This is a genomic window from Corynebacterium marquesiae, assembly GCF_030229635.1.
GTDB classification, from domain to species: Bacteria; Actinomycetota; Actinomycetes; order Mycobacteriales; family Mycobacteriaceae; genus Corynebacterium; species Corynebacterium marquesiae.
In genome coordinates this window covers 121,841-135,987 of record NZ_JASPII010000007.1, presented here as the reverse complement: position 1 = coordinate 135,987, position 14,147 = coordinate 121,841, and the positions used below count along the sequence as shown (strand labels likewise).

The 14,147-nt window shown below is 60.5% G+C and carries 12 protein-coding genes and 1 pseudogene; 9 read left to right on the top strand and 4 right to left on the bottom strand.

Going from position 1 to position 14,147, the window contains the following annotated elements:
* The first annotated feature begins 248 nt into the window (after nucleotides 1-248).
* From secE to rplA, 4 genes are all read left to right on the top strand, one after another.
* A complete protein-coding gene (gene secE / locus QP971_RS06535) occupies nucleotides 249-584 on the top strand; it encodes a preprotein translocase subunit SecE (RefSeq protein ID WP_239278148.1) in 336 nt (111 codons plus the stop codon).
* A gap of 125 nt (nucleotides 585-709) precedes the next feature.
* Nucleotides 710-1,639, top strand: coding sequence for a transcription termination/antitermination protein NusG (gene nusG, locus QP971_RS06530; RefSeq protein ID WP_239278147.1), 930 nt, complete (start codon nucleotides 710-712; stop codon nucleotides 1,637-1,639).
* Between the two features lie 172 nt (nucleotides 1,640-1,811).
* Nucleotides 1,812-2,255 carry a 50S ribosomal protein L11 gene (gene rplK / locus QP971_RS06525; RefSeq protein WP_049358678.1) on the top strand — a complete coding sequence of 148 codons (444 nt, stop codon included), beginning with the start codon at nucleotides 1,812-1,814 and terminating at the stop codon, nucleotides 2,253-2,255.
* A gap of 68 nt (nucleotides 2,256-2,323) precedes the next feature.
* Nucleotides 2,324-3,028: a 50S ribosomal protein L1 gene (gene rplA, locus QP971_RS06520; RefSeq protein ID WP_049383568.1), complete on the top strand. Its 705-nt coding sequence runs from the start codon at nucleotides 2,324-2,326 to the stop codon at nucleotides 3,026-3,028.
* A gap of 84 nt (nucleotides 3,029-3,112) precedes the next feature.
* Here rplA and QP971_RS06515 read toward each other — a convergent pair whose 3' ends face one another.
* The 4 genes and pseudogenes from QP971_RS06515 to QP971_RS06500 all read right to left on the bottom strand — a co-directional run.
* Complete coding sequence (locus QP971_RS06515) at nucleotides 3,113-4,501, bottom strand: type III PLP-dependent enzyme domain-containing protein (protein WP_284811134.1); 1,389 nt, start codon at nucleotides 4,499-4,501, stop codon at nucleotides 3,113-3,115.
* Nucleotides 4,498-5,799: an FAD/NAD(P)-binding protein gene (locus QP971_RS06510; RefSeq protein WP_284811133.1), complete on the bottom strand. Its 1,302-nt coding sequence runs from the start codon at nucleotides 5,797-5,799 to the stop codon at nucleotides 4,498-4,500. The genes QP971_RS06515 and QP971_RS06510 overlap by 4 nt, the downstream gene beginning before the upstream one ends.
* Nucleotides 5,796-6,812, bottom strand: coding sequence for a pyridoxal-phosphate dependent enzyme (locus QP971_RS06505; protein ID WP_284811132.1), 1,017 nt, complete (start codon nucleotides 6,810-6,812; stop codon nucleotides 5,796-5,798). The genes QP971_RS06510 and QP971_RS06505 overlap by 4 nt, the downstream gene beginning before the upstream one ends.
* 77 nt (nucleotides 6,813-6,889) lie before the next feature.
* Nucleotides 6,890-7,430: pseudogene (locus tag QP971_RS06500) on the bottom strand (FAD-binding domain-containing protein); the annotation flags it as partial.
* A 102-nt stretch (nucleotides 7,431-7,532) separates the two neighbouring features.
* Here QP971_RS06500 and QP971_RS06495 point away from each other — a divergent pair.
* The 5 genes from QP971_RS06495 (at nucleotide 7,533) to rpoB (ending at nucleotide 14,112) form a co-directional block, all read left to right on the top strand.
* Entirely contained in the window at nucleotides 7,533-7,673 is a 141-nt protein-coding gene (locus QP971_RS06495) for a hypothetical protein (protein WP_284811131.1), read from the top strand.
* Nucleotides 7,674-7,929: 256 nt separating this feature from the next.
* Nucleotides 7,930-8,451: a 50S ribosomal protein L10 gene (gene rplJ / locus QP971_RS06490; RefSeq protein WP_284811130.1), complete on the top strand. Its 522-nt coding sequence runs from the start codon at nucleotides 7,930-7,932 to the stop codon at nucleotides 8,449-8,451.
* Nucleotides 8,452-8,539: 88 nt separating this feature from the next.
* A complete protein-coding gene (gene rplL / locus QP971_RS06485) occupies nucleotides 8,540-8,929 on the top strand; it encodes a 50S ribosomal protein L7/L12 (protein WP_005322882.1) in 390 nt (129 codons plus the stop codon).
* Between the two features lie 287 nt (nucleotides 8,930-9,216).
* Nucleotides 9,217-10,233 (top strand): cell envelope lipid trafficking protein PgfA, encoded by a 1,017-nt coding sequence (pgfA, locus tag QP971_RS06480; protein WP_284811129.1) that lies wholly within the window; start codon nucleotides 9,217-9,219, stop codon nucleotides 10,231-10,233.
* Nucleotides 10,234-10,617: 384 nt separating this feature from the next.
* Nucleotides 10,618-14,112, top strand: a complete 3,495-nt coding sequence (gene rpoB, locus QP971_RS06475) for a DNA-directed RNA polymerase subunit beta (RefSeq protein WP_284821753.1) — start codon at nucleotides 10,618-10,620, stop codon at nucleotides 14,110-14,112.
* Nucleotides 14,113-14,147: the final 35 nt, after the last annotated feature.

Here is a 14,147-nt window from a genome sequence, read left to right as displayed (position 1 = left end):
CCGCGCCACAACAGCAGAATCCGGAACCCATTTCGACTCCACACAATCACCTAACCCATGTCAGGTGTTTCCACGACCACTAGAAATCAAGTCTTCGTGGTGCTTGGCCCACGCACATGTTGTCAAGGCCACGCCTTGCAAATGCCGTGGTCAGCTTTTCATGCTGGGCGAGCTTTGCTAGGGTTGACAAAGTTATGGAGGTGCGCGTTAAGCGCCCTATTAGATTTAGTTCCCAAGGAGGGTTAGCTGTGAGCGATGAGCAGCAGCCGAAGAATTCGGGTGCATCGCGCCCGACCGGTAAGCGTCAGCTCTCTGGTGCGGCTACCACGTCCTCCGCGGACTACGCCGATAAGCACGTCGTCCGCGTAGAGGATAAGAACCACGATGACACCCCAGGTGGTGGCGTAGCCGCTTTCCCTGGCGAGGTTGCATCCGAGATGAAGAAGGTGGTGTGGCCTACCGCTAAGGAGATGCTGCAGTACACCCTCATTACCTTTGCGTTCCTTATCGTGATGACCGCTTTGGTCTGGGGCGTTGACACCCTGGCTGGTCTCGGAGTTGAGCAGGTTCTCTCTGATAAGTAAGATAGCTGCATAACCTTTTATCCCGCTGTTTCCGCTTCAAGGAACGGCGGGATACTTTTTGCCCATACGCGGGCGGGTAGGCTGGTCCTACGCAACGCGCCGAGGAATTTTTTGGAGTAAGAATTATGAGCGACGAGAATAACGTCGAAACCGTAGGCACCTCGCTGGAAGAGGCAATGCAGTCCAACGTGCAGGAGCAGGCGGCAGAGCACGCTAGCTCCGTAGAAGAAGCGCAGCAGGAAGATGCTACCCCAGCCGCTCCGGCAGCGGAAGAAACTGAAGGAACGGCTGAGTCCACCGACACTGCAGGCGAGTCCGCCGAGTCCACCGACGCAGCAGAACCGGCAGCGGCCGAAGCTGAAGCCGAGGGTGCAGCCCCTGAGGCCAGCGAAGACGAGTCCGAGGATGCCGCCTACCGCAAGCGCCTGCGCGCCTTTACCCGCGAGCTGAAGAAGCAGCCGGGCCAGTGGTACATCATTCAGTGCTATTCCGGCTACGAAAACAAGGTAAAGACCAACCTGGACATGCGCGCCCAGACCCTCGAGGTAGAAGATTCCATCTTCGAGGTCGTTGTTCCTATTGAGCAGGTCCTGGAGACCAAGGACGGCAAGAAGAAGATTGTGAAGCGCAAGCTGCTGCCGGGCTACGTCCTGGTTCGCGCTGAGCTTAACGACGCCGCATGGTCCGTCATCCGCGAAACCCCGGGCGTGACCTCCTTCGTGGGCAACGAAGGCAACGCCACCCCGGTTAAGACCCGCGACGTAGCTAAGTTCCTCATGCCCAACGAGGCGCCGTCCACCAAGGGCGATGCTGCCCCGAACGAGGCAGAGGGCGAGCAGGTTGTGGATATGCCGGAGAAGGAAGTGGCCAAGAAGTACGCGCACGACTTCGAGGTGGGCGAGGCAGTGACCATCCTGTCCGGACCGCTGGCTGCCGTATCCGCGACCATTTCCGAGATCGACCCGGAGACCGGCAAGATGCAGGGCTTGGTGTCCATCTTCGGCCGCGAGACCCCGGTGGAGCTGTCGCCGACTGAGATTGAGCGCATCTCCTAAAAAGTGATTTTGTGCAGGGCGCACGGTGTTCTAAACTGGAACGCCGTGCGCCTTTGGCGTGCGTATAAGAAAACGTTTCATCCTCCGGTGGCCCACTGAAGGTGAGCATCCGGACGGGATCCCGTTATTCATCGTGGCGGATATCCCGGTAACACAGGAAAGAGGTAATTCGATGGCTCCTAAGAAGAAGGTATCCGGCTTTATCAAGCTGCAGATCGAGGCAGGCGCCGCTAACCCGGCACCGCCAGTTGGCCCGGCACTCGGTGCCCACGGCGTCAACATCATGGAGTTCTGCAAGGCTTATAACGCCGCTACCGAGAACCAGCGTGGCAACGTGGTTCCGGTTGAGATCACCGTCTACGAGGACCGTTCCTTCGACTTCAAGCTGAAGACCCCGCCGGCAGCTAAGCTGCTGCTGAAGGCCGCTGGCATCCAGAAGGGCTCCGGCGTCCCACACACCGACAAGGTCGGTTCTGTGTCTTGGGATCAGTGCAAGGAAATCGCAGAGACCAAGTTTGCGGACCTGAACGCACGTGACATCGAGAACGGCGCTCGCATCATCGCCGGTACCGCCCGCTCCATGGGCATCACCGTTGATGGCGCACCGGAGAAGTAAAAACTTTATGTGGTAGGGCCAGCTACGGCCCGCCAAACACCACACCAATCCAGAAAAGGAATTGTTAAATGAGCACCAAGTCTAAGGCTTATAAGGCCGCTGCGGAACTGGTAGATAAGTCCCGCCTGTACCGTCCGATCGAGGCCACCAAGCTGGCTAAGGAGACCTCCTCCAAGAACTTCGACGCCACCGTTGACGTCGTATTCCGTCTGGGCGTTGACCCGCGCAAGGCTGACCAGCTGGTTCGCGGCACCGTTTCCCTGCCTAACGGCACCGGTAAGGACGTTCGCGTTGCTGTTTTCGCTGAGGGCGAGAAGGCTACCGCCGCTCAGGAAGCTGGCGCTGACATCGTTGGCACCGCTGAACTGATCGAGCAGATCAACGAGGGCAACATCGACTTCGACGTTGCTATCGCTACCCCGGATCAGATGGCCAAGGTCGGCCGCGTTGCTCGCGTCCTGGGCCCGCGTGGTCTGATGCCGAACCCGAAGACCGGCACCGTTACCGCAGACGTTGCTAAGGCGATCTCTGAGGTTAAGGGCGGCAAGATCTCCTTCCGCGTTGATAAGGCTGCTAACCTGCACGCCATCATCGGCAAGGCATCCTTCGACGCCGAGAAGCTGGCTGAGAACTACGGCGCCCTCATGGATGAGATCCAGCGCCTGAAGCCTTCTTCCGCTAAGGGTATCTACATCAAGCGCGCTACCATCTCCACCACCTCCGGCCCGGGCATCCCGGTTGACGGTTCCGTGGTTAAGGGCTACACCGAGTAAATCGGATTAGCGCACTGCGCTTAAAGCTAAAGGGCTTCGAGGAATTCCTCGAAGCCCTTTTTCTATGTTGTGAACCGCAGGCAGTTAAGTGGCGTCAATATCGTCTGGCACCCAGTCGCCGCCGTCGAAGTAGACGTTGCGTGCCAAGGGAATTTGGTGCGAAGCAGACTCGAGGATGTGCATAAAATATCCGGCTGTATTCGGAATGGCGAGGGTATCTCCTACGGCAATGCCATCCGGGAAGTCCAGTTCGCGGCGCAGGATAACCTCGTCTTCAATGCAGTAGGCACCCACCACAAAGCCGGTGCGTGACTCACGGGAGATTTCCTTTACCGGCCCAGCCGTAGGTACCAAGAGAGGATCTAGCAGGATGTCATCTGCGGCGGTCCGGCACTGGGTGCGATTCATCGCCACGCCGATCAGGGGCAGGCCATCGGAGCGTTCTTTGAGAAAGCTCACCTCGGCGAGGATGACTCCACAGCCGTCGAGGAGGCTGCGGCCGGGCTCAAGATGTAGGGCGATGTTCCGCTCGCGCAGCTCCTTGCCAGCGGTGCCGTAGCCGGGGACCTCACCGGAGAGGAGCTGGTTTAGCCACTGACCGCGGGTTGGCTCCTGCCAGAAGGGGTAAGTATTGGACAGTGGATCCGCTTTCCACGTAAAGGGTTCCCCGGTACCAGCGCGTTGGGAGGCGATGCGCTCGAGGTAATTCTCCCACTGCTCGCGGGATTCTAGGTAGCTCATGGGCACTCCGCCGCCGATATCGATGAAACTAGCGGGCTGGCCCAATGTGCGGAGGTGCTCGACCAAGGAAATTGCCTCTGCCAGGGCGGTTCGGCGGTCGGCTTCGCTATAGCCGTGGAGGTGCACGTGGACGCCTACAGCACGAAGTTCCTTTGGCCACTCGGCTTGCCGCCATGCCGGCAGTCTCTCCCCAAAGCGAGTGGGGGGTAGGGAGTTTGGATCTGGAGCGAGGCGTGGTGCCACGTGGGCGGTGGTATCTAAATCCCTCGCGATGGCGGCGATACGGCGGGATTCGGCGCGAGAATCACAAGAGATAGTGACGCCTCGCGAAACCGCGAGGCGGAGCAAACCATCTGTTTTGATAGCGGCGCTGAGGATGATGCGCTCTGGGGCGACACCGCGGTCGAGCACTTGGCGGAGCTCGTTCTCGCTGGCTACATCCACCCCGAGCCCGGCATTGCGTGCAGCATCGACAAAACACAGAGCCTTATTGGCCTTGCGTGCGAAAAACACCTGAGTCTCCACGCCGTGGGAAGCGCCCGCGTCGAGCAGCTCTTGGGCATTGTGGCGCAGCGGAGCGGGATTCAACACGTTCACCGGAGAACCGTAACGCGAGGTTAAGGCGCTGACGTGCTGCGGGTTTTCGACGAGCTCACGCATCCACCGTTCCCACCGGGCGCGCAAGGGGACGGTGCCGTGGGCGGGTAGTGGGTCTACGGGAGTGGTGATCATGGGTTTGCTACTTTCTCCGCCCAGCGGGGGATGTCATCGTGCACGGAACGGTTAAGGGAGTCATGGCCGGGCAGGGAGATCTCATTCATCCGGCCAATTTCCACTACGCCAGGAACGTCGTGGAAGGGGGAGGGGGTGGCTTGGGGAGCAACGGTGGCGTCAATAAGCAGGTCCACGCCGCCCTGCTCCCGCCAGGAATCTATTTGCTCAGGCGTGCCTAGGTAGTGGGTATTCACCACACCGGAGTGGATCAGCTCGAGCAGGCGCTTGGCTGTGACCGGTGGCGGACCAAAAGCCACGCGCTCAAGGGTGCGTGAAAGCTCGCGGAAGCCGGGCATGGGGCCATGTGCCTTGTGCCAATCGACGCATTCTTGGAATACCCCACGAAACGCCGCGCCTACGGCCGCGGCCGGGGTGGGTGGACCGGTACCTTCGGCCGCACGTAGGGAAGCCTCGAGCTCAGCGACGGCATCGCCAGTGAAATCCTGACCGTCGATAACGGCGGCGAGGTCTGCAGTTGAGAAGTCACCGAATTCGCCTGCAGCCCCGATGAGGATCTCACGCAGCTCCGAAGCGTTGTCGATATGCGCGCAGGCCTGCCGCCACCGCGGCGACACCTCCGGCAACGGTGTCTGCGGGGAGGGCTTTACCTCCATGAAGCGCCCGCTGCGGCTAACCGGGTAGATGGTTTCGGCGGTATCGCCATACAGCAGGCACACATCGATGAAGCTCAAGGCGGCACCGCGTACGCCGATTTGCCGTGCGGAGCTCGGAAGATCGGCACCGAAGTAAAGACCGGTGACCGGTACGCAAGAGGCCTCATAGGCCAAAGACCCAGCGTGGAGATGGTCGTGGCCGGTGCAGACCAGGACTTCGTCGAAGGGGGCGCCATCGACCATGAACCCTTCTCCTTCGGCGCTTACCGCGGTCACGCGGTGCGGCAGGTGCCGAATGCGAACGTGGGCTGGCGCGCGGCGCACTGCTGCGGACCAGGTATCGGCGAGGAATTGGCCCACCTGGGCCCGCGGCGGGAAGGCATCGGTGGTGTCTTCACCGCGGCGGGTGCGCCAAGCGTTGAAACTATCGTGGGCAGTGGCGACGATGGCGCAGTTGACGTTGAGGCGCCACTGCGGCGGCTGCTGCGGACGGTAGACGGCGCCCGCACCGGCGGGGTACGGGTCAAAAACAGTGACATCGAGTGGAACGCGGGCGCGCTCGAGGAGTTCCTCGACGGCCCACAGGCCACGCGGGCCAGCTCCAATGATGGCAATGCGGCGGGCAGAACGAGAAGAGGTCACTGCGCCGGCCCTTCGATGCGCGCCGCGAGTTCAGAGGGCGAAAGGTCGAAGTTTTCGCACACCCAGGAGTCGTTATAAATGGTGTCGAGGTAAGGCTGGCCGGCGTCGTGCAGTACGGCAACCACTTCAGCCCCTGCCGGTAGGGAGGGCGCGAGGCGTTGGAAGGCGGCGATGACGGCACCGCCGGAAGCGCCAGGCAGTAGGCCCTCTGCTTGAGCGAGCTGTCGGGCAGCAACGATGGCATCGAGGTCCGGAACCCTCTCCACGGAAGAAGGCGAAAACTTGGTGGATAGTTCGGTTACGATTCCGGCGCCATAGCCAGGCAGCATGCGGGTGCCACGCTCACCACCAAAAAGCACGGAGCCTTCCGCATCAACGCCAATTGTGTGGGTGTCGGCGCCCAGCTCGGAGAGCTTGCGTACGCAGCCGCCAAGGGTTCCGGTGGTGCTCATAGCCACGAGCAGATGACTGGGCGCCTGACCGAGCTGGTCCAGAATCTCAGTCATGGTGCCTTCCGCGTGGGCGTGGAAGGCGGCTTCATTGGAATATTGGTTGAGGTTGAAAGACTCCGGGATCTCTTCCAAAAGCTCGGCCACGCGGGTGCGGCGGGCGGTGAGCCAATCGCCGGTTTCTGGATCGGGGTGGTCGAGCAATTCCACGTGTGCGCCGTAGGCCCGCATGGTAGCTACCGTGGAGGCGTTGACCCGCGGATCTACCACGCAGTGGAACTTCATCCCCTGGAGCGGGGCTTGGCGAGCTAGAGCCATGCCCAGGTTGCCGGAGGAAGATTCCACCAGCGTCGAACCCGGGCGGATATCGCCGGCTTCGAGGGCTGTCTGGATAAGGGCTCGGGCGGTCCGGTCTTTTGCAGAACCGCCGAGGTTGAATTGTTCGAGCTTGAGATAGAGGTGGACATCCGGCCGGGGGCTAATCGCCTCCACCCGCATGAGTGGGGTGTTGCCAATGGGCGGGTGCGCTTGAGAATGAATCCTGGGGCTCATCATTGGCCCCATGGTAGACCTTTACGTCCACCTTTTCCGCCGGCTTAGTCTTTGATCTCTGCATAGGCATCGAGCGCGGCTTGGCGTGATTACTTTAGGTCCACGATGGGCGGCGCGGACAGCGCGGGTGCCCAGCGGCGCACGTACTCGCCCTGAGGGTCGAAGCGCTGGGCCTGCGTTTCGGGGTTGAAGATGCGGAAGAAAGGCGCGGCATCATCGCCGCAACCGGCCACCCACTGCCAACTAAACGGGTTGGAAGCGGCATCGGCGTCCACCAAGGTGTCCCAGAACCATTCCTCGTCCAGGCGCCAGTGGATGCCCAGGTTCTTGGTGAGAAAGGAGCCCACCACCATGCGCACGCGATTGTGCATATACCTGGTGGCCCATAGCTCGCGCATTCCGGCGTCGATAAGCGGAATGCCCGTAGTGCCGGCCTGCCAGACCTTGATCCGCGGCGAACCACACCTCACGCGGGGAGACCTCGCCAAAGCGCAGGTGGGGCGAGAGTAGGGAGGTGGCATTGAGCGCGGGAATATCGCGCTCCCCGGCGTAGTCGGCCAGGTCCAGCTGGGCTAGTCGCTCGCGCGCCCCGGCCTCGCCGGACGTCCAGTGTTCGGCCATGGATGCCGACAATGCCGGATCGGTGGGTTTGGGCCAGGCAGATGCACTGCTTGCCGACGCCCCAAATCCGGCACCCCCTCCGGTTCATCTGCCGTCACCTGGGAGGCCAGGGTGTCCTTGACGGTGGCATCGACCTCGCGCGGCGGCCTCGGACGCGCGGGAAAGGGCCTGGTTATCGTGCAGGCGCAGGTCATCGCGGCTATCCTACGCGGCGAAAACGGCGATTTGGAGAAACCGCGGGTGGGGAGGTAGTGTTTTCCTCGAAGTTTGAACGGCCACATCACGGTCGAGTCAAAGTTCACCGAAGACCGTTGGTCATCCATTTGGATCGAAGGTTCTCCATCCTAGGAGGCGGCCCACGCAGGAGACACTTTGCGATTATTCGCGGCATTCTCTTATGTCGCGCGCCCTGTGCTCTTGCACGGGGCTTTTGTTGTTTCGGGCAAGCGAAGCGAGGAAGGCCCCGGCGGAATAATAAAAGAGATGTTTTGGAAGGAGGCGAGAGACAATGGCAAACCCAAAGAACACTGCAGACCTGGCAGAGCTGAAGGAGAAGCTGGCTGGCGCTAACTCTGTTGTATTGACCGAGTACCGCGGCCTGACCGTATCCCAGCTGCAAGAGCTGCGTAACGATCTGGGCTTTGACGTTGAATACTCCGTCGCCAAGAACACCCTTTTCAAGATCGCTGCCAAGGAAGCTGGCATCGAAGATCTTGATGATTTGCTGACTGGCCCGACCGCAATTGCGTTCATCAAGGGCGAGGCAGTGGATGCTGCGAAGGTCATCACCAAGTTCGCTGATGACAACAAGGCACTCATCATCAAGGGTGGCTACATGGACGGCAACGCACTGTCTGCCGACCAGGTTGAGGCCATCGCCAAGCTGGATAACCGCGAGACCACCCTCGCAAAGCTGGCTGGCGCTATGAAGGGTTCTATGGCGAAGGCTGCCGCTCTCTTCAACGCTCCTGCAACCAAGGCTGTACGCACCGTCGCAGCCCTGCAGGACAAGAAGGAAGCAGAAGCTTAAGTCGTCACAAAAGACGCACAATTACAACACCGTGTGCGCTGCATAAATCACGCGCAGCGTACACACAACACAGAAAGGACTTGCCATCATGGCTAAGCTCACCAAGGACGAGCTCATTGAAGCTTTCAAGGAAATGACCCTCATCGAACTGTCCGAGTTCGTTAAGGAATTTGAAGAGGTATTCGACGTTGAGGCTGCTGCTCCGGTTGCTGCTGTTGCAGCTGGCGCTCCGGCTGAGGGCGGCGCTGGTGCCGCTGAGGAGAAGACCGAGTTCGACGTCGTTCTGACCGACGCTGGCGCTAAGAAGATTGGCGTTATTAAGGCTGTCCGCGAGATCGTCTCCGGCCTGGGCCTGAAGGAAGCTAAGGAAATGGTCGAGGGTGCTCCTAAGGCTATCCTCGAGGGCGCTTCCAAGGACGACGCTGAGGCTGCTAAGACCAAGCTGGAAGAGGCTGGCGCTTCCGTCGAGCTCAAGTAATTTCACTGAGCTTTACGCTTTCAACCCCCCACTTCTATCGCTTTACGCGGTGGAGGATGGGGGTTTCCTCGTTTTGTGTCTTGGGGCGGATTGTTCCTGTCACAGTGCTTGTACTGTGGAGGAGCGGTCGCGCCCTATAAAGCGGCCGGGTTGTGCGCCGTAGGGGCACGACTTCCGGAGGATCGTGGCCGCAATATGGGTTTCTTTGTACCGGAACGACGGTGCCGTGAGCATCATGGGCCTGTAGAAACAAGGAATCGCCGCCAAGGGCTGTAGAATTAGCCCCCATGCTGCCCAAGTCCCGCATTATTTCCGTCCTGCTCCTAGGCCTCGGCGTCGCGCTCATCGCCGCCGGTATTGTGGCGCCGGCGTTTTTGGATTACTCCCCGCGGCTGCCGTTGAACCTGAAAAACAGTACGTGGACACTGCACGATGATTCTGCGGATTCGCAGCAGCTGTCCAAGGACGGCACACAGCCGTATTCGGGCCCCATGACCTACCAGATCAACATGGATATCCAAGAACCCTCGGACGAGGAGAAGGCCACCGTGCGCATCGGTGAGACCCGCATGCGTGGCGACGGTGAGGGCCTCAATGACCTAAGCCAAGCCCAGGTGTGGAGCTACCCGGTGGACCGCTTGAGTGGTGAGGCTCTGGGGGAGGCGTCGCTTAGCCATACGCTTGCTACGCCTTTGGACAAAGTAACGGTGGATGGCTACTGGCTTAAGTTCCCAGCGGACGCGGAAAAGACCAACTACCCGGTCTTTGACCCGACCCTGCGCAAGGCCGTCGATGCCGTCTTTGAAGAAGAAACCACGATGGATGGGCGCACGGTCTACCGCTACCACCAAGAAATTGAGCCGATTAACGTGGCGCAGCTTTATGCGGCCGATGGCAATACCACCAGCCTGCCCAAGGAAGGCGGCGGCGAGGAGCAGGGCTACCTGACCCACTCCGGCAGCCGTGACTTCTACGTGGATCAGGAGACTGGCCTGGTGGTGGGCATGGATATGGATATCGATGATTACTACGCGGACCGCGAGGGCGTGGGCCGCGAGCGCGCTTTCGTCTTTAATGGTTCCACCTCCGATGAAGATCAACAGGAACTGCTGAAGGAAGCCAAGGAATTCCCGCGCGACCGCGTGGCGGAAATCATCCGCTGGGTGATCATCGGTGTGGGTGCGCTTCTGACATTGCTGGGAATCATTGGTGCTCTCGGCCTATTTGGCGGTAAGAACAAGCACGCCCGCTCGCGCCATAACCGCGGACGCGTCGGCGGCAATGCGGTTCCAGCCAGCCGCTAAAAGCCCAGTTAATAGACTAATTCGCCACCAGGTTTGCGGTGTGGCGAGAATTTAGTGGTAGGGTGCTCGGTGGTTGTCGCGCACAGTGGCGCGGCATGGACGCGTTAGCGCCGCGGCGAGCACGAGCTTGCCCCCTAGCGCGGTAGCGACACGCCCCAAGAGTGGTGTGTCTTTACATGGCAGGTCTTTTCCTATAAGCTGTTTCGTTGCGCTGGAATCTGGATCTTCGGTGCACATTTAGCCTTTCAGGCCGGTGATGGCAAAACCGACTTGACAAGGTGATTTTGTGCATTCTGAACCCAGACACTCCACAGCAGACCGAATGCTAGAATTACCAGCGGTTTTGCGGCTCGTCGGCCAGGGCGAGCAGGCAATCCGCGTGAGGTGCTGGAAGGACCCATCTTGGCAGTCTCCCGCCAGACCAAGTCAGTGGCCAATATCCCCGGAGCCCCGAAGCGATACTCGTTTGCAAAAATCAGCGAGCCTATCGCCCTGCCGGGACTCCTTGACGTACAACTTGATTCCTTTGCTTGGCTCGTCGGCGCGCCGGAGTGGCGCGAGCGCGAGCAGGCTGAGCGCGGCGATGACGCCCGCGTGACGAGCGGCCTCGAGGACATCCTCGAAGAGCTCTCGCCGATTGAGGACTACTCGGGCAATATGTCCCTGTCCTTGTCGGAGCCGCGCTTTGAACCGGTGAAGAACACCGTGGATGAGTGCAAGGAAAAGGACATCAACTACTCCGCGCCGCTGTACGTGACCGCAGAGTTTATTAATAACGACACCCAAGAGATTAAGTCGCAGACCGTCTTCATCGGCGATTTCCCGATCATGACGGATATGGGCACGTTCATCGTGAACGGTACCGAGCGCGTCGTCGTGTCTCAGCTAGTGCGCTCCCCGGGCGTCTACTTCGATCGCTCGATCGATAAGTCCACCGAGCGCCCGCTGCACTCCGTGAAGGTTATTCCTTCCCGCGGTGCATGGTTGGAGTTCGACGTCGACAAGCGCGACACCGTTGGCGTGCGCATTGACCGCAAGCGCCGCCAGCCGGTAACCGTGCTGCTTAAGGCACTGGGCTGGAGCGAGGAGCAGATCAGGGATCGCTTCGGCTTCTCCGAGCTCATGATGTCCACCCTAGAGTCTGACGGTGTAGCGAACACCGATGAGGCACTGCTGGAGATTTACCGCAAGCAGCGCCCAGGCGAGCAGCCCACCCGCGAGCTAGCTCAGTCCTTGCTGGATAACTCCTTCTTCCGTGCAAAGCGTTACGACCTGGCTAAGGTCGGCCGCTACAAGGTCAACCGCAAGCTGGGGCTCGGCGGCGACCACGATGGTCTGATGACCCTGACCGAGGAAGACATTGCCGTCACCCTCGAGTACCTGGTCCGCCTGCACGTAGGCGAGCGCGAGATGAAGGCACCGAACGGTGAGATGATCTCCCTGCACACGGATGACATCGACCACTTTGGTAACCGTCGCCTGCGCACCGTGGGTGAGCTCATCCAGAACCAGGTCCGTGTAGGCCTGTCCCGCATGGAGCGCGTTGTGCGCGAGCGCATGACCACCCAGGATGCGGAGTCCATCACTCCGACCTCCCTGATTAACGTGCGCCCGGTCTCTGCTGCTATCCGCGAGTTCTTCGGTACCTCGCAGCTGTCCCAGTTCATGGACCACAACAACTCGCTGTCCGGCCTGACCCACAAGCGCCGCCTGTCCGCGCTGGGCCCAGGTGGCCTGTCTCGTGAGCGCGCCGGCATTGAGGTGCGAGACGTTCACGCTTCTCACTACGGCCGTATGTGCCCGATTGAGACTCCCGAGGGCCCGAACATTGGCCTGATTGGTGCGCTGGCGTCCTACGCCCGCGTGAATGCTTTCGGCTTCATTGAGACCCCGTACCGCAAGGTTGTGGACGGCAAGATCACCGACCAGGTGGAGTACCTCACCGCAGACGAAGAGGACCGCTTCGCTATTGCTCAGGCCGAGGTCGAGCAGGACGCAGAGGGCAACCTCACCGGCGAGCGTATTGAGGTTCGCCTGAAGGACGGCGATATCGGACTTACCGATGCCTCCGGTGTGGACTACGTTGACGTCTCCCCGCGCCAGATGGTTTCCGTGGGTACCGCCATGATTCCGTTCTTGGAGCACGACGATGCTAACCGTGCCCTGATGGGTGCGAACATGCAGAAGCAGGCAGTGCCGCTGGTGCGCTCCGAGGCCCCGCTGGTTGGTACCGGTATGGAGCAGCGCGCTGCATACGACGCTGGCGACGTTGTTATCACCCCGAAGGCCGGTGTGGTAGAAAACGTCACCGCTGATGTCATCACCATCATGGATGATGAGGGCCAGCGCGATACCTACATCCTGCGTAAGTTCGAGCGCACCAACCAGGGCACCAACTACAACCAGACCCCGCTGGTTTCCATGGGCGAGCGCGTAGAGGCCGGCCAGGTTCTGGCCGATGGCCCTGGTACCCACAATGGTGAGATGTCCCTCGGCCGCAACCTGCTGGTTGCCTTCATGCCGTGGGAAGGCCATAACTACGAGGACGCCATCATCCTCAACCAGCGCATCGTGGAAGAGGACATCCTGACCTCCGTCCACATCGAGGAGCACGAGATCGATGCTCGCGATACCAAGCTGGGCGCCGAGGAAATCACCCGCGAGATCCCGAACGTCTCCGAGGACGTCCTGAGCGACCTGGACGAGCGCGGCATCATCCGCATCGGTGCCGACGTCCGCGCCGGCGACATCCTCGTGGGTAAGGTCACCCCGAAGGGCGAGACCGAGCTGACCCCGGAGGAGCGCCTGCTGCGCGCCATCTTCGGCGAGAAGGCCCGCGAGGTCCGCGATACCTCCATGAAGGTGCCGCACGGTGAGGTAGGCAAGGTCATTGGCGTTGCTCGCTTCTCCCGCGAGGATGATGACGATCTGGCCCCTGGCGTCAATGAGATGATTCGTGTCTACGTTGCCCAGAAGCGCAAGATCCAGGACGGCGATAAGATGGCCGGCCGCCACGGCAACAAGGGCGTTGTGGGCAAGATCCTGCCGCCAGAGGATATGCCGTTCATGGAAGACGGCACCCCGGTAGACATCCTGCTGAACACCCACGGTGTGCCGCGTCGTATGAACATCGGCCAGGTCCTCGAGGTTCACCTGGGCTGGCTGGCACATGCCGGCTGGAAGGTTGACACCGAGGACCCGAAGAACGCCGAGCTGCTCAAGACCCTGCCGGAAGAGCTGTATGACGTGCCTGCGAATTCCTTGACCGCGACCCCGGTCTTCGATGGTGCTACCAACCACGAGATCGAGCGCCTGCTGGCTTCTTCCCGTCCTAACCGCGACGGCGATGTGCTGGTGAATGAGCATGGCAAGGCCACGCTTTTCGACGGCCGCTCGGGTGAACCGTACAAGTACCCGATCTCTGTCGGCTACATGTACATGCTCAAGCTGCACCACCTGGTCGATGAGAAGATTCACGCCCGTTCCACCGGTCCTTATTCCATGATTACCCAGCAGCCGCTGGGTGGTAAGGCCCAGTTCGGTGGCCAGCGCTTCGGCGAGATGGAGGTGTGGGCAATGCAGGCATACGGCGCTGCCTACACCCTGCAGGAGCTGCTGACCATCAAGTCCGATGACGTCGTTGGCCGCGTGAAGGTCTACGAAGCCATTGTTAAGGGCGACAATATTCCAGATCCGGGCATCCCTGAGTCCTTCAAGGTGTTGCTCAAGGAGCTGCAGTCCCTGTGCCTGAACGTCGAGGTTCTCTCCACCGACGGCACGCCGATGGAGCTGTCTGGCTCTGATGACGATGACATGGATAGCCCATCGCTTGGCATTAACCTGTCCCGCGATGAGGGTTCCTCCGCTGACATCGCCTAATTAGTTTCTTGGTCCACCGCGGGAAATCCCCGCGG